This window comes from Bartonella sp. AP4SXKL (assembly GCF_042195845.1).
In the GTDB taxonomy this organism is placed as follows: Bacteria; Pseudomonadota; Alphaproteobacteria; order Rhizobiales; family Rhizobiaceae; genus Bartonella.
This window is the reverse complement of sequence record NZ_JBHIPA010000007.1, coordinates 34745-50517: the sequence shown is the minus strand read 5'-3', so window position 1 is coordinate 50517 and position 15773 is coordinate 34745. Positions and strand designations below refer to the sequence as shown.

General features: G+C 36.5%; 12 protein-coding genes. 3 read left to right on the top strand and 9 right to left on the bottom strand.

Annotated elements, in window-relative coordinates:
• Nucleotides 1-49 precede the first annotated feature (49 nt).
• From ACFIMI_RS04925 to ACFIMI_RS04900, 6 genes are all read right to left on the bottom strand, one after another.
• Nucleotides 50-451 carry an SUF system Fe-S cluster assembly protein gene (locus ACFIMI_RS04925; protein WP_273787976.1) on the bottom strand — a complete coding sequence of 134 codons (402 nt, stop codon included), beginning with the start codon at nt 449-451 and terminating at the stop codon, nt 50-52.
• On the bottom strand, nt 444-1688 hold the full coding sequence (locus tag ACFIMI_RS04920; protein ID WP_375692289.1) for a cysteine desulfurase: 1245 nt from the start codon (nt 1686-1688) through the stop codon (nt 444-446). Before ACFIMI_RS04920 ends, ACFIMI_RS04925 begins: the two co-directional genes overlap by 8 nt.
• 10 nt (nt 1689-1698) lie before the next feature.
• Complete coding sequence (gene sufD / locus ACFIMI_RS04915; RefSeq protein WP_375621244.1) at nt 1699-2961, bottom strand: Fe-S cluster assembly protein SufD; 1263 nt, start codon at nt 2959-2961, stop codon at nt 1699-1701.
• Nucleotides 2962-2972: 11 nt separating this feature from the next.
• Nucleotides 2973-3728, bottom strand: coding sequence for a Fe-S cluster assembly ATPase SufC (gene sufC, locus ACFIMI_RS04910; RefSeq protein ID WP_375618156.1), 756 nt, complete (start codon nt 3726-3728; stop codon nt 2973-2975).
• A gap of 159 nt (nt 3729-3887) precedes the next feature.
• Nucleotides 3888-5399: a Fe-S cluster assembly protein SufB gene (gene sufB / locus ACFIMI_RS04905; RefSeq protein ID WP_375611898.1), complete on the bottom strand. Its 1512-nt coding sequence runs from the start codon at nt 5397-5399 to the stop codon at nt 3888-3890.
• 139 nt (nt 5400-5538) lie between these two features.
• A complete protein-coding gene (locus ACFIMI_RS04900) occupies nt 5539-6714 on the bottom strand; it encodes a cysteine desulfurase family protein (protein WP_375628096.1) in 1176 nt (391 codons plus the stop codon).
• A gap of 160 nt (nt 6715-6874) precedes the next feature.
• Between ACFIMI_RS04900 and ACFIMI_RS04895 the strand changes: the two genes are divergently transcribed.
• The 3 genes from ACFIMI_RS04895 to ACFIMI_RS04885 all read left to right on the top strand — a co-directional run bounded on the left by ACFIMI_RS04895 (nt 6875) and on the right by ACFIMI_RS04885 (nt 9808).
• Nucleotides 6875-7555: an alpha/beta hydrolase gene (locus ACFIMI_RS04895; RefSeq protein WP_375613441.1), complete on the top strand. Its 681-nt coding sequence runs from the start codon at nt 6875-6877 to the stop codon at nt 7553-7555.
• A gap of 322 nt (nt 7556-7877) precedes the next feature.
• Nucleotides 7878-9131 carry a tyrosine--tRNA ligase gene (gene tyrS / locus ACFIMI_RS04890; RefSeq protein WP_375638395.1) on the top strand — a complete coding sequence of 418 codons (1254 nt, stop codon included), beginning with the start codon at nt 7878-7880 and terminating at the stop codon, nt 9129-9131.
• A gap of 191 nt (nt 9132-9322) precedes the next feature.
• Nucleotides 9323-9808 carry a peroxiredoxin gene (locus ACFIMI_RS04885; protein WP_375611894.1) on the top strand — a complete coding sequence of 162 codons (486 nt, stop codon included), beginning with the start codon at nt 9323-9325 and terminating at the stop codon, nt 9806-9808.
• A 338-nt stretch (nt 9809-10146) separates the two neighbouring features.
• On the opposite strand, the gene prfB is transcribed toward ACFIMI_RS04885, so the two are convergent.
• The 3 genes from prfB to ACFIMI_RS04870 form a co-directional block, all read right to left on the bottom strand.
• Nucleotides 10147-11275 (bottom strand): peptide chain release factor 2 gene (gene prfB / locus ACFIMI_RS04880; protein ID WP_375613443.1). Its coding sequence is split into 2 segments (ribosomal slippage): nt 10147-11205 and nt 11207-11275, totalling 1128 coding nucleotides; the frame shifts between segments, so codons are not numbered across the junction.
• A gap of 170 nt (nt 11276-11445) precedes the next feature.
• The gene (locus ACFIMI_RS04875; protein ID WP_375628088.1) at nt 11446-13911 is read right to left on the bottom strand and encodes a penicillin-binding protein 1A; all 2466 of its coding nucleotides are present in this window, start codon (nt 13909-13911) and stop codon (nt 11446-11448) included.
• A gap of 168 nt (nt 13912-14079) precedes the next feature.
• The gene (locus ACFIMI_RS04870; RefSeq protein WP_375628086.1) at nt 14080-15309 is read right to left on the bottom strand and encodes an N-acetylmuramoyl-L-alanine amidase; all 1230 of its coding nucleotides are present in this window, start codon (nt 15307-15309) and stop codon (nt 14080-14082) included.
• Nucleotides 15310-15773: the final 464 nt, after the last annotated feature.

Genomic DNA, 15773 nt, shown 5'->3' with positions numbered 1-15773 from the left:
TAAACAGCTTATTCATGAATGGCTAAATTAGAGTCTCTTAACAATACTTTTAGTACCATCCGACAGCAATTTGAGCTTCTTCTGACATACAATCAGGTGTCCATGGTGGATCAAAAGTCATAGTGACTTCAACATACGAAACCCCTTCAACTGCACTGACTGCATTTTCTACCCACCCTGGCATTTCACCCGCAACAGGACATCCCGGTGCTGTAAGAGTCATTTCAATTTTTACTGAACGATCATCTTCAATATCAATACGATAAATCAGTCCTAGCTCATAAATATCAGCAGGAATCTCTGGGTCATAAACTGTTTTGAGAGCAGCAATAATATCATTTGTCATACGATCAATTTCGTCTGCTGGAATTGCTGATATGTAAGATTTTTTATTTTCGCTTACAGTTTCAACGGATTCTGTAGAATGACGCTCTTCAATTGATTCAGCCATTAAAAAATGTCCTTGTTTCTTGCAATGCTTCTACTAATTGATCTATATCCTCTTGAGTGTTATACATGGCTAACGATGCGCGGCAAATAGATGTTAGACCAAAGCGCTGTAATAAAGGCTGTGCACAATGAGTTCCCGCACGTATCGCAACCCCTTTTCTATCAATAAACATAGCGATATCATGGGCGTGAATCCCTTCAATTGTAAATGATATAATAGCTCCTTTATTGGGAGAATGACCATAAATACGCAATGACTCAACCATTTTAAGTTTTTCCTGCGCATAAGCTAAAAGGGACCTCTCATGGGCATGAATCGTGCTACGACCTTTCTCTTGTATATAATCAATAGCCGCAGTTAATCCAATAGCTTCAACGATAGGAGGAGTGCCTGCTTCAAAACGGTAAGGAGGAGCATTATAAAAAACCTTATCGGTTGTTACCTCCTCGATCATTTCCCCTCCCCCTTGAAAAGGACGCATTTCTTCTAATCTATCTTCTTTACCGTACAAAACACCAATACCAGTGGGTCCATAAAGCTTATGACCTGTAAAGACATACCAATCACAATCGAGATCTTGCACATCAACGGTTAAATGTACTGCTCCTTGAGAACCATCAACAAGAACCGGAATAGAATTTTGATGTGCTAGCTTAATAATCTCTTTAACAGGAGGCACAGTTCCTAATATATTGGACATATGCGTTATAGCAACAAGCCGCGTTTTTTCGCTTAAAGATTTTTGGAAATCTTCAATGTGCAGAACACCATTTTCATCGACAGGAACAAAAATAAGTTTAACACCTTTTTGTTCACGGAGAAAATGCCAAGGAATAATATTTGAATGATGTTCCATGATCGTTAGAACAACCTCATCACCTTCCTTGAGTTTGGGTATAGCCCAACCATAAGCAACAGTATTAATAGCTTCTGTTGCATTTTTCGTAAAAACAATTTCTTCAGCTTTTTGAGCATTTAGAAAAACACGAACGGTTTCACGAGAATTTTCATAGGATTGTGTTGCTATATTGGCTAAAAAATACATTCCCCTATGCACATTAGCATAACTATAGTGATAATAATTATTCATTGCATTGAGTACTGACATTGGTTTTTGGGCAGAAGCACTACTATCAAGATATGCTAATCGCTTTCCATAAACTTGATGGTGCAAAATAGGAAAATCACGCCGAATTTCTTCGACATTATAAGTAAATGTTTGTACGTTATTTTCCATTTTTTCTACCTTAAACATTTTTTTCAAGCCATTTACTAATGATATTCTCCAAAACGATTTGAATATTATCTTGCTTGATGTCATCAATGAGCTCAGAGATAAATCCTTTAATCAAAAGTGCTCGCGCCGTTTTAAATGGGATACCACGTGTCATAAGATAAAAAAGATAATCATGATTAATATTAGCAACTGTTGCACCATGACCACATGCAACATCATCAGCAAAAATCTCCAGTTCAGGCTTTGCATTAAATTCTGCATCATCTGAAAGAATAAGGCTATTACAAGCCATGCGTGCATCTGTTTTTTGCGCTTTTTGAGAAACACGTATTATTCCTTGGAAAACACCAACAGCCTTATCTGTAACCACATTGCGTATAATTTCGGTTGATGTTGATTTTTCTTCCACGTGACGAACAGTCATTGTAAGATCACTATGTGTTTGTCCTGATAATAAATTTATGACGCGTAATTGAAAATCAGATTCTTCTCCCTGTAATTCAATATCGATTTCTTGGCGATTTAATTGACTCCCTATATTAATGACATAAAGTGATAACTTCGCTCTTTGATCAAGAACAGCACAAAATCGACCAAATTGTGTAGAATTAAAATCACGATTGCGAATGAGAATCCACGTAACATCACTATCAGCAGCAACATTTAATGAAAATATTGAACTGACAAAGGTATCTTTATCATTGCCAACCTGATGTTCAATAAACATAACTTGACTATTTTTATCAACTTTTATATCCGAAAAAATATGAGATTGTCCCCCCATTTGTATATTTTGTAATTCAATGGGGATATTTAACTTTGTATTTTCAGGGATGTGAAAAAGCCAACCATCTGTAACAAAAGCTGTATTTAACTGTCCAATAAAATCTTCATCAGAAATGTTTTGATTTATCTGTACAGAATTATCTTCTAATGCGTCTGAAAGGCGTTTTACTGCAATGTTGTCTACCTTTGACTCTATCGATGTTTTTCCATTGTTTATGGAGAAAACAGCACTTTCTGAAAGCAATGCATCAACCAATTGATTGTCTTGAACTTTTGAAAAATTGCTAATAGACTTCAGTAAGGTACGCAGATTGGTATAATGCCAACTTTCGATTTTACGGGAAGGAAGCCGTGTCATTTGAAACTGCTCAATAGTTTTCTTGCGGATTTCCTGTACAGCTTTATCACCAGGTAAGTGGTTTACATACTGATTGAAATTACTGAGTATATTTTCTTCAACCGCTAACAAGTTTTGCTGTGCATTCATATTTAATAACCTCAAACCGCTTCCCTAATAAGATCAGCATACCCATTTTGCTCTAAATAAAGCGCTAAGGATTTATCACCGCTTTTGATAATTTGTCCTTTATAAAGAACATGTACCGTATCAGGAATAATATAATTAAGCAGCCGTTGATAATGGGTAATCACCAAAAATGAACGTTTTGAATCCCGAAGTTTATTAACACCATCTGCAACAATTTTTAGTGCATCAATATCTAAACCAGAATCCGTTTCATCTAAAATGCAAAGTGTAGGTTCAAGAAGTGCCATTTGTAAAATTTCAGCGCGTTTTTTTTCTCCACCTGAAAAACCTACATTTAATGGACGCTTTAGCATATCCATATCTATTTCAAGTTTGGCTGAAACTTCTTTAACACATTTTATAAATTCAGGAATTTTAAGTTCTTCGTCACCTCGCGCTTTGCGTTGAGAATTCATCGCAACTTTTAAAAATTCCATTGTTGCTACCCCTGGTATTTCCATTGGATATTGAAATGCAAGAAAAACACCATATGCAGCACGTTCTGCTGGATCCATTTCTAAAAGTGATTGTCCATTATAGAGAATATCTCCTTCTGTTATTTCATAATCATCACGACCAGCAAGCAAATAAGATAAAGTTGATTTTCCGGCTCCATTTTGTCCCATGATAGCGGCAACTTCTCCATCTTGAACTGTCAAGTTTAAACCACGAATAATTTCTGTATCGGTTTCAGCAATACGGGCGTGCAAATTTTTGATCTCTAACATAATTTAATCCTGTTTTGGCTGTTTTTCAGATATCAATGCGTATTATTTTACCTTAGCATCCATCTACTTTTGTAATTACCATAGAGGTCATTTTTAGCATTATGTGCTACCGTTACAGCCTTTTTACATAAAGTCTTCTATTTATCTAATTAAATAAAATTATCCAACACTACCTTCAAGGCTAATACTAATAAGCTTTTGTGCTTCGACAGCAAATTCCATGGGAAGTTTTTGAATGACCTCTTTTACAAAACCATTTACAATTAATGCGATAGCTTCTTCTTCGGGAATTCCTCTTTGCATAACATAAAAAAGTTGGTCATCAGAAATTTTTGATGTTGTGGCTTCATGTTCAAACTGAGCTGTTGCATTTTTTGCTTCAATATAAGGAACTGTATGCGCACCACAATCATTTCCGATTAACAAACTATCACATTGCGTAAAGTTACGCGCATTTTGTGCTTTTCGATGCGCTGTGACTTGTCCCCGATAAGTGTTATTTGAAAAACCTGCAGAAATACCTTTGGAAATAATGCGACTGGATGTATTCTCTCCCAAATGAATCATTTTTGTACCAGAATCAATTTGTTGATAACCGTTTGCAACAGCAATAGAATAAAATTCTCCACGCGCATTATTACCACGGAGTAAGCAGGATGGATATTTCCAAGTAATCGCAGAACCAGTCTCAACTTGTGTCCATGAAATTTTAGAGCTATCACCTCGACAATCTCCACGCTTCGTCACAAAATTATAAATACCGCCCTTTCCATCTTTATCGCCAGGATACCAGTTTTGTACTGTAGAATATTTAATCTCTGCATTTTCAAGGGCAATAAGCTCAACAACAGCAGCATGAAGTTGGTTTTCATCACGTTGGGGTGCTGTACACCCTTCAAGATAAGAAACATAGGAATCTTCAGCGGCGATAATCAATGTTCGTTCAAATTGGCCAGTGTTGCGTTCATTAATCCTAAAATAAGTTGAAAGCTCCATAGGACAACGAACCCCTTTAGGAATATAAACAAATGAACCATCTGTAAAGACAGCTGCATTTAAGGCCGCATAATAATTATCACTTATAGGTACAACTGTTCCTAAATATTCTTTAATAAGCTCAGAATGTTCAATAATCGCCTCTGAAATAGAACAAAAAATCACACCAGCACGTGCCAGCTCTTTTTTGAATGTTGTTACAACAGAAACAGAATCAAAGACTGCATCAACAGCCACCTGCCCCGATACAGACATACTGTCATCAAAAGTGGAGGGATCAGACTGTTTTCTTACTCCTGCCAAAATCTCTTGTTCTTTAAGGGGAATGCCAAGTTTTTCGTACGTTGCTAATAACTCAGGATCCACTTCATCCAAAGATTTTGGTCCTGTATGATTTTTTGGAGCAGCATAATAATAAAGCTCCTGAAAATCAATTTTAGGATATTCAAGACGCGCCCAATGAGGCTCTTGCATTGTCAGCCAACGGCGGTAAGCTTTTAAGCGCCATGTTAGCATCCATTCAGGCTCATTTTTTTTAGCGGAAATAAATTTGATAATATCCTCATTTAAGCCTTTTGGAGCTTTATCGGTTTCAATATTGGTTTCAAAACCATATTTATATTGGTCAACATCTATTTCACGTACTTGGCGTATCGTTTCTTGTACTGCCGGCATAAATTTTCTCCATTTTTTGGCGTCAAAAACCGGTAACTAAAGTCTTGTTTTTTACAAGATTAAAGTAAGCAAGTTATCTCCTAGGCTATAGGTAAAGCGCAAAAATTTCAATCAAACTTATTTTATTTTTAAAATAATTCTAATTTTTATAACTTTCTGATGATAAATCTTCCCCTTTTTTCCTGCTTATAATTTGAGAAAAAAACGACAGAAAATCATCAATATCTTCAGAAGTTGTGCCACGCCCTAGCGAAATGCGAATGGCACCATTTGGAACATGATACCCCATTGCCTCCAACACTTTGCTTTGTTTTACTTTTCCCGAAGAACAGGCAGAGCCGGATGATAAAGAAAACCCTTCTAAATCAAAAGCAATTTGCATCGTTTCAGCTTTTATATTTTTCACGGTAAAGTAAGTTGTATTTGGCAAACGTTGAACTCTTTTGCCAAAAATCTCAACATTTTTACTTATTTTTTGTAGTCCAGCTTCTAATTTATTGCGTAAATATATTAACTGTTTTATTTCCTCCTGTGTGAAGCAATCAGTCATTGCTGCCCCAAAAGCAGCAATAAGGGGCAATGCTTCTGTTCCTCCACGGAGACCTTTTTCTTGTCCTCCTCCAATAATAAGAGGGTGTGGCATGAGAAGATTACCACATGAAACAAAAGCACCAATTCCTTTAGGACCGCCAATTTTATGGGCAGACAGTATAAAAAAGTCTCCTCCTAACTGATGAATATCCACAAAATTTTTATCTACATATTGTGTCAAATCAACTATAAGAGTGCCTCCTAAATCCCGAACAATAGCGGCGATTTCTGTTAACGGTTGAATAACACCCGTTTCACTATTTGCAGCTTGAATAGCAACAAGAGGTAAACCTTTTGTTTTATCGTGAACCGTTAAGAGTGATGTTAATTTATCTTGTTGTATGAGCCCATCTTGATCAACATCAATGACGCTTATCAATTCTTTAGAAAAACGTCCTCCCTCTGCAACAGAGGGATGTTCAGTCGCTCCAAGGTAAAGATGAGAAAATTTAACTTTTGCTTTCCCCATATTGTAAAAAGGTGTTAACAAAGTCATTGCGGCTTCACTCGCACCAGAGGTAAATACCACGTGATCTGGATCTGTTTTAAGATTTTCAGCGATTTGCCGACGGGACTTTTGCAACAAAGTTTTAGCGGCACGCCCTTCCTTATGAACCGATGATGGATTACCAAATATCTCTAAAGATTCCAGTAACGCTATCCGTGCCACTTTTTTGAGCGGTGTTGTTGCGTTATGATCAAAATATCGGCGTTTTATAACCATTTTACATCGCAATCATTAATCTTATGAATTGATTGAAAAAATAGCGCATTTTTCTTGAAAAGTGCACTAAAAAAAGAATATCTAATAATTATTTAAGAGATTCTATGGTAAAAGTCGACCAGGGTCAAAGAGAGCCTTTTATTGCATTAAGGAGCATTTTATGCCAGAAATTATTTTTAACGGTCCCGCGGGTCGGCTCGAAGGGCGTTATCAACCTTCACAACAAAAAAATGCACCCATTGCGATCATTTTGCATCCTCATCCCCAATTTGGTGGAACTATGAATCATAAAATTGTCTATGACCTCTTTTATATGTTCCAACAACGTGGCTTTACAACTTTACGTTTTAACTTTCGTGGTATTGGTCGTAGTCAGGGTGAATTTGATTATGGAATAGGAGAACTTTCAGATGCTGCTGCTGCTCTCGATTGGGTGCAGACACAACATCCAGACTCTAAAAATTGTTGGGTAGCAGGATACTCATTTGGAGCATGGATTGGTATGCAGCTTTTAATGCGCCGACCGGAAATTGAGGGATTTATCTCAGTTGCCCCTCAGCCTAATGTTTATGACTTTTCATTTCTTGCACCTTGTCCCTCTTCTGGACTTATCATTCATGGCGGTATCGATAAAGTTGCCCCTCCAAAAGATGTTCAAATACTTGTCGATAAATTAAAAACACAAAAAGGTATCATCATTACACAAGAAATATTGGAAGAGGCTAATCACTTTTTCAGTGGATGTCATGAAAAACTTATTGAACGATGTGCCCACTATTTGGATAACCATATCTCCAATGAACTTCTCGCTCCTCCTCCTGAAATACTTTCACTAACTTAGGAAAATACGATAGATTTATAAAAAATTAGCAAAAATCGTCTCTGATCATAACAAAGTAATTTTTTTAGTCTGCATTTAAAATTTTTCTAAATTTTATTTCAGGATAGAAATGAGAATAACAGAACACCTTTTTTCTATTACTAAGAAGTTTCTTTTTTAGCGTAAAAAAGAAATAATACCTGTATTATTATCTTTATACTACCAATATGTCTCTTTCTCTTGTGAGGTGTGCGTCAGTTATGATAGATAACGCATTAATAATTCGTTATATAATCGCCTATTATATACAATAAATGCACTCTTAAATTAGGAAATTAAATCTGTGTTTGCCTTTAAATCTGATTTTTTACACATTATGAGCGAACGTGGTTTTATCCACCAAATTTCAGATGAAAAAGGCTTAGATGATCTTTTTTCAAAAGAAACTGTAAGCGCTTATACTGGATTTGACCCAACAGCATCGAGTTTACATGCTGGAAGTCTTCTTCAGATTATGATGCTTTATTGGTTACAAAAAACGGGTCATCGCCCCATTGCTTTAATGGGTGGAGGAACCGGATTGATTGGTGATCCTTCTTTCAAAGACGAAGCGCGACGCCTTCTGACACAAGATGATATTGCTGCAAATATTGATGGTATTAAAAAGGTATTTGCTAACTATTTGACATTCGGTGACCGAGAAACCGATGCTTGTATTGTGAATAATGCTGAATGGTTATGCAATTTAAACTACTTAGAATTTTTGCGTGATGTAGGAAAGCATTTTTCTGTCAACCGTATGTTGTCATTTGATTCTGTCAGACTCAGACTTGAGCGTGAGCACTCTTTGTCATTCTTAGAGTTTAATTATATGATTCTGCAAGCTTATGACTTTGTTGAACTTTATAAACGTTATGGGTTGCGTATGCAAATGGGGGGCTCTGATCAGTGGGGCAACATTATTAACGGAATCGAATTAGGACATCGTTTAGGAACACCGCAATTATATGCGTTAACATCACCATTGCTGACAACCTCTTCCGGTGCCAAAATGGGTAAATCATTGAATGGGGCTGTATGGCTAAATGCGGATAAACTTTCACCTTATCAATTTTGGCAATACTGGCGCAATACAGAAGATGCTGATGTAACACGATTTCTAAAGCTCTATACTCCATTGCCGATGGATGAGATTCTTAAACTTTCTCTATTACAAGGAACTGAAATTAACGAAGCAAAAAAAATTCTTGCAACAGAAATTACAGCAATGTTGCATGGACGTGTTCTTGCTGATGCAGCAGCAGAAACGGCTCGCAAGACGTTTGAAGAAAAAACTCTGGGAGAAAATCTTCCAACTGTTGAAATTAATGCCTCAGAATTAAAAAAAGGTGTTGGATTGCTCACTCTTTTAGTACAAGCAGGACTCGCTAGATCGAATAGTGAGGCACGCCGACACGTTCAAGGTGGAGGTGTCCGTGTAAATGATCAAATTATTGAGGATGAAACACATCTTATTATTGAAAGGGATGTCAGTGCAGAAGGAACCATTAAACTTTCTTTTGGTAAGAAAAAACATGTTGTGATGAAACCAGTATAATCTTTTGCTGTTTTGTTTATGTTGTTCACGTCGAGCTTGTTCTTTCAATTCAATCGTTGTGATAGGGCGAGTTTTGTTAGGAAAATAAAGGTCTCTTCAAAACAATAATATTTCTAGAGAGTTGAATAGTTCTTTTCTTCTGTGTACTCTGATATTTTATACCTGTTACACAAAAAAGAAAGATGAAAACAATGACAAGACCAATGAAAGGTGCTCTTGCTCCTGATTTTACTTTGCCGCGCGATGGAGGAGAGACAGTGTGTCTTTCTGACTTTAAAGGAAAGCCTGTTGTTTTATATTTTTATCCAAAAGATGACACCAGTGGTTGCACAAGTGAAGCACTTGATTTCACAAAATTAAAGATGAAATTTGATGAAATCGGTGTTGCTGTTATTGGAATCTCTCCAGATAATGTAAAAAAACATGATAAATTTAAAATAAAACATGAACTTGATGTCATCTTGGTTTCTGATGAAGAAAAAACGACCCTCGAAGCTTATGGTGTTTGGGTTGAGAAAAGCATGTATGGACGCAAATATATGGGAGTTGAACGGAGCACTTTTTTAATTGATGCAAATGGAATAATAGTAGAAGAATGGCGCAAAGTAAGCGTATCTGGGCATGCTGAAAATGTTTTAGCTACTGCAACACTTTTATATCATAATGGTAACTTGTAAATTGAGTGTTTGATTTACCTTCAAAAGCAAAAGTTATTTCCCCTAATTGATTTTAGTTTTTCAATGGATTCAATTTTTACAATATATTGATTTATAAGGATAATGAATTGTTTTACATTTATATTAGTCCCCTGAATATCGCAAATTTTTTTTATTTCAGATTCTTCCTATCACTTGCAATATCATAAGCAGAATTAGCGTGTGAGAAAAAATTGAAGAAAGAAACAAGAAAATCCCCCTTTAAACCTTTAAAGTATCAAAGGCTATATAACATCACAGCATCCATAAAACGAACAGCTTAAGAAAAAATCTACATGGCTTGAAGGAAGGATATGTAATTAACGAATATCCTCAATTTTTTTGTCTTTTCCATAAATGCGCCGTGCGAGTGCTGCCTCTATAAATGCATCTAAATTACCATTAAGTACGGATTGTGGATCCGTATTTTCAATTCCTGTACGCAAATCTTTGACAAGCTGATAGGGTTGAAGAACATAAGATCTAATTTGATGTCCCCATCCGATTTCTGTTTTAGAAGATTCAGCAGCATTGGTTTCTTCTTCTCTTTTTTTAAGCTCTTCTTCATAAAGCCGTGCACGCAACATCGACCAAGCCGTAGCGCGATTTTTATGTTGAGAACGCTCTGTTTGACATTGAACAACAATACCCGTTTTTATATGTGTGATGCGAACAGCAGAATCTGTCGTGTTAACATGTTGTCCTCCTGCTCCAGATGCACGATATGTATCAATACGCACATCTGCCTCTGAAACATCAACTTCAATATTGTCATCAATAACTGGATAAACCCAAATGCTTGCAAAAGAGGTATGGCGCTTTGCATTCGAATCAAATGGAGAAATCCGCACTAAGCGATGAACACCTGATTCTGTTTTTAACATTCCATAAGCATTATGCCCTTTTACAAGAATAGTCGCTGACTTTATTCCTGCTTCTTCTCCATCATGAATTTCTAAAATTTCAACCTTCATTTCATGCTGTTCAGCCCATCGCATATACATACGTAAGAGCATAGAAGCCCAATCTTGGCTTTCTGTTCCCCCTGCTCCAGCATGAACTTCTAAATAGGTATCATTCGGATCTGCCTCTCCTGAAAGAAGTACGTCAATTTGCCTTTTATCTATCTCATTTTTAAGATTACGTATTGATCTTTCTGCATCAGCGATAATTTCCACATCACTTTCTTCTTCGCCCATCGCAATAAGCTCAATGCATTCTTCAAGTGTTTTTGTAAATGATAAAAGACCATTGATTGAATCATCAAGACGTTGACGCTCACGCATCATATCCTGTGCTCGTTGTGCATCATCCCATAATGATGGATCTTCCGCTTTTTGATTAAGATATTCAAGACGCTTTAGTGATTGATCCCAGTCAAAGATGCCCCCTTAGCAATTGTATTGCTTTCTGGATTTCATCAACTAATGTTTCTATTTCTGCTCGCATAATTTAACACCGTATTTTTAAAAACTCTTTTTGGTTGTGTCTCTTAGCATTTTATACAAATTTAATAGCTGCTATCAGAAAATGGTACAGTTCTATCACTCTATTTATAGAACCGACATTGTAAAAAAGAGATAAAAACCATGACTCATGGCAAAAGGAGATTTTGTCGATTAATACAGCCCACCTGTCCCACTTTCAAGTGCTTTGTTGACTTGTGGAGAAGTCGTTACTGCAGGAACACCTTCTTGAAAAGAATTTGTACTCCCAATAACTTGATATATATCAGCAGGCCCAGTCCCTGGTTTAAATGCTTCTATAATGACATCTTGATCTCCTCTTTCGGCAAGCATTCCTGTTTTCCGATTAATTGGCATTAAAATCATACCTTTTGGCATCTTAAAGGGAACATCTGGCTTCCCTTTAAGAGCATCTGCCATAAAATCACCAAAAATAGGTGCAGCTAATGAACTTCCTGTTCCATTATATCCTAACGGAGCTGGTTGATCATAACCGACAAAAATACCAACGACAATGTCAGGAGTAAATCCCATAAACCAGACATCCTTAGAGTCATTGGTTGTTCCTGTTTTAGCGGCAATATGTCGATTAAGATAACGTAAACGTGCCGCAGTACCACGCTGAACAACCCCTTCCATCATCGATGTAATTTGATAAGCCGTCATAGGGTCAAGAACTTGATCTCGCTCATCAATCAATGTGGGTTCACTTTGATTATTCCATGAATTCGTATTACAATTTTCGCAAATACGATCATCATGACGATAAATTGTCTTCCCATAACGATCTTGAATTCTGTCTATCAGAGAAGGTTTAATAGAGCGTCCGCCATTGGCAATAACGGAATAAGCTGTAACCATTCGTAATACTGTTGTTTCGCCAGCCCCTAAAGCCATGGGAAGATAAGGCTGCAATTTATCTACGATCCCAAAGCGTTCTGCATATTCAGCGACAAGAGGCATTCCCATATCATTGGCAAGCCGTATTGTCATAAGATTACGAGAACGCTCAATACCATAACGCAACGTTGAAGGTCCTGCAAAGGTACCCCCATAATTTTTGGGTTGCCAAACTTCACCATTATATTGACGAACTTCAATGGGGCCATCTAAAACAACGGATGCTGGTGTATATCCGTTATCAAGAGCTGCTGCATAAACAAAAGGCTTAAAAGCAGACCCCGGTTGGCGATAAGCTTGGGTTGCACGATTGAATTCAGATGCTGCAAAAGAAAATCCTCCCACCATAGCAAGAACGCGCCCTGTATGAGGTTCCATAGCAACAATTGCACCTTCAACCTTTGGAATTTGTTGTAAACGATAAGTGTTGTTTGTATTAGATAGTTTTTCAACAAAAATGACATCCCCAACTTGCAGAACATGAGATAAGCTCTGAACAGTTTTTCGATAACCATTTTCTTTTACAACATGGAGTGCCCATTTTGAATCAGCTTCAGATAAAACAGCAATTTCCCGTTTTTTTGATAATATACCTGAAGCTTCGCGCTGTGGCTGTAAACCAATCTCTACTTTATTGAGATTAGTAGAAAGAACAACAGCTAAACGCCATTCAGGAACATCACTTAGCCCTGTGATATCTGCAAGTTCTGTCCCCCAATCACCTTTCTCATCAATATGCGCATAAGCTCCACGCCATCCTTGCGCATGATCAAATCTAATTAATCCATCGTGCAAAGCACGTCGCGCAATAAGTTGTAAATGCGGATCAAGCGTTGTACGAATGGAAAGCCCACCTTCATAAAGTGTTTTAGCCCCATAGCGATGTATTAAACGACGCCGTACTTCTTCAGTAAAATAATCAGCCGCAAAAACATAGCTATCACTCCCACGTATTGTCGCTCCTAAAGGTTTAGCTTTCGCTTTTTCACCTTGTTCACGCGTTACATATCCATTTGCAATCATCCGGTCTATAACCCAATTACGCCGATCAATAGCACGTTGTGTATTCTTAAATGGATCATAATTTGCTGGTCCTTTTGGAAGAGCAGCCAAATAAGCACATTGTTCTAGCGTCAGGTCATTGACGGATTTATTGAAATAGGTCAATGAAGCAGCAGCTATGCCATAAGTGCCACGACCCAGATAAATTTCATTGAGATAAAGTTCGAGAATATGATCTTTTGAATAAGTTTTCTCAATACGCATTGCTAAAATAGCTTCCTTAAATTTACGTTCTAACGTTGTTTCTGAACTTAAAAGGAAGTTTTTAGCGACTTGTTGCGTTATAGTTGATGCCCCCTCTGGACGTCTTCCAGAACCAATATTACGAATATTATTGATCAAAGCTCGAGAAAGTCCTTCAGGATCTAAACCAAAATGATGATAAAAGTTTTTGTCTTCAGCTGAAATGAAAGCATTTATAACAAGCTTTGGTATTGATTGAATCGGTAAATAGAGGCGATGTTTTGTTGCAAACTCTGCCATAAGACGGCCATCAGAAGCATGGACACGGGTCATTACCGGCGGCTCATAAAGTGAAAGAACTTCATAATCAGGGAGTGCATTTGCTTGACCACTGGTCATAACACCCCACGTTATTGCACCATAAAGTCCAATAGCAATAAAAAAACGAAGAAGATATCTTAAAAAAATCATCATAAAAACGGCTATCGCTTTCTTAAGAATTAATTAAAGAAAAAATACGTTACTTCAAACACACCAAGTGGATATCACCACAAGATTGAGATCAAGAGAAATTGTTTTCTATCTTTTATTTATACCAGGGTACACTAGAAGCCCATATTGATACTCTATTTTCTCATAAATTTAAAGAGGCTGTATCATTTTCTGCCTATAATCAGCAAATTGACGAATAGAATGAGCAATAGAGGCTGCCATTTGTTTTCTCCAATGAGGATCATTTAATAACTTTTCATCCTCTTTATTGGATAAATAACCTATCTCTATCAAGACTGAGGGTATATCTGAAGCTCTTAAAACTTGAAAATTAGCATACCGATGTGGGTTATTAATCAAGTTAATATGATTCTTTGATAAACTTGAAATAACACTATTTGCAAAATTAACCGAAAATGTATGTGTTTCACGTCGTGTAAGATCCATCAAAATATCTGTAACTTCGAGCGTTTCATCTGCAGGCAAACCATCAAGCAAATCAACTTTATTTTCATTTTCAGCTAAAGATTTTGCAATGGCATCAGAGGCTTTATCTGATATGGTATACACTGTGGCACCGCGAAGAGAATGTAGATCAATCGTATCTGCGTGAATAGATATAAAAAGATCAGCATCAAACTCTTGCGCTTTTTTAACTCTTTCACTTAGTCTTAAAAAAATATTGGAATCTCGTGTTAAAGCAACGGTAATATGAGAATCCTTTTGTAATTCGTCTCGCAATGCACGCGCAAAGTCTAAAGTCACATCTTTTTCTAAAATTCCAGTAACACCCCGTGCACCGCCATCAATACCACCATGACCAGGATCAAGAACAACACGGAAATTATATGCTGGCATTAACTGTGTTTTTGTATCAAAATTGCTTCTTTGCTGTTTTTTTAATATCTCATCAAATTTTTCTTGTGTACTTTTACGAATATCAATCAGCAACTGCCATAAACCATTATTTAATTTTTTTACGACATTTTTTTCAACCACAAAAGCCGTTTTACTTGTCAAAATAATGCGTGAAGTCTGTATGTCAGAGAAAGCATAACGCACATCTGAAAGCATAACGGATAATGTATTCCGTTTCTTTAAAGGCGTATTTTGCATCGAAAAGTCAATTGTAGGTAAATTGATAACCAAACGTGCGGGCCTGTCAAAAATCTGTAAACGAACATTTGGTTTTGAATTAAAAACCGCAATAATACGCGTATGAATACTATCACCAATGGTTCGAAAATTAATAAGTCTCAGAGGATCTGCGGCTTGAACACTAGTTTGGAGTAGCAAAAAAGATAATAAAAAGTATGTGACGAGCACAATAACATCCCCATAAGCTGTTTTCAGCTTTTTGGTAAAAAAAACTCTTATCATAAGCAAAATACTCTACATTACCTTTGTAATAATTTATCTTGGTTACATAAAACGATACACCAATTTATTATCTATTTTTCAATAAAAGCTAAATAAACACCTCAAAACGAAATTAAGGTCATAAAGATATTATAATTATACATGATTTACATTGTTACTTGCCAAACGCATGATATCAACATAAAAGAATATTTATGCTTCCTAGCTGATAATAGTCATCTAAATTATCTGTAACTCATATTAAGTTGTCTTTAGAAGTTTTTTGTCTATTATGCGTTGAGACTTTTTTATGGATGAAAAATTTCTATGTTGTAACATTAGGATTGCATTACTTAAGATTCGTTGGTTCGGATATCCGAACTGTTTTAAAGATTATTTTACCGGAGACTTTTAAGAAAATATGAGTCATAAAAAACAGATGGAAATAATGATGAGAAATGGTGTAAATGCAGTCATGCCTTTGC

Bases quoted from the DNA above. Each gene is read 5' to 3' on its own strand.
- ACFIMI_RS04925 (WP_273787976.1), bottom strand. From the start codon at position 451: ATGGCTGAATCAATTGAAGAGCGTCATTCTACAGAATCCGTTGAAACT.
- ACFIMI_RS04920 (WP_375692289.1), bottom strand. From the start codon at position 1,688: ATGGAAAATAACGTACAAACATTTACTTATAATGTCGAAGAAATTCGG.
- sufD (WP_375621244.1), bottom strand. From the start codon at position 2,961: ATGAATGCACAGCAAAACTTGTTAGCGGTTGAAGAAAATATACTCAGT.
- sufC (WP_375618156.1), bottom strand. From the start codon at position 3,728: ATGTTAGAGATCAAAAATTTGCACGCCCGTATTGCTGAAACCGATACA.
- sufB (WP_375611898.1), bottom strand. From the start codon at position 5,399: ATGCCGGCAGTACAAGAAACGATACGCCAAGTACGTGAAATAGATGTT.
- ACFIMI_RS04900 (WP_375628096.1), bottom strand. From the start codon at position 6,714: ATGGTTATAAAACGCCGATATTTTGATCATAACGCAACAACACCGCTC.
- ACFIMI_RS04895 (WP_375613441.1), top strand. From the start codon at position 6,875: ATGCCAGAAATTATTTTTAACGGTCCCGCGGGTCGGCTCGAAGGGCGT.
- ACFIMI_RS04885 (WP_375611894.1), top strand. From the start codon at position 9,323: ATGACAAGACCAATGAAAGGTGCTCTTGCTCCTGATTTTACTTTGCCG.
- ACFIMI_RS04875 (WP_375628088.1), bottom strand. From the start codon at position 13,911: ATGATGATTTTTTTAAGATATCTTCTTCGTTTTTTTATTGCTATTGGA.
- ACFIMI_RS04870 (WP_375628086.1), bottom strand. From the start codon at position 15,309: ATGATAAGAGTTTTTTTTACCAAAAAGCTGAAAACAGCTTATGGGGAT.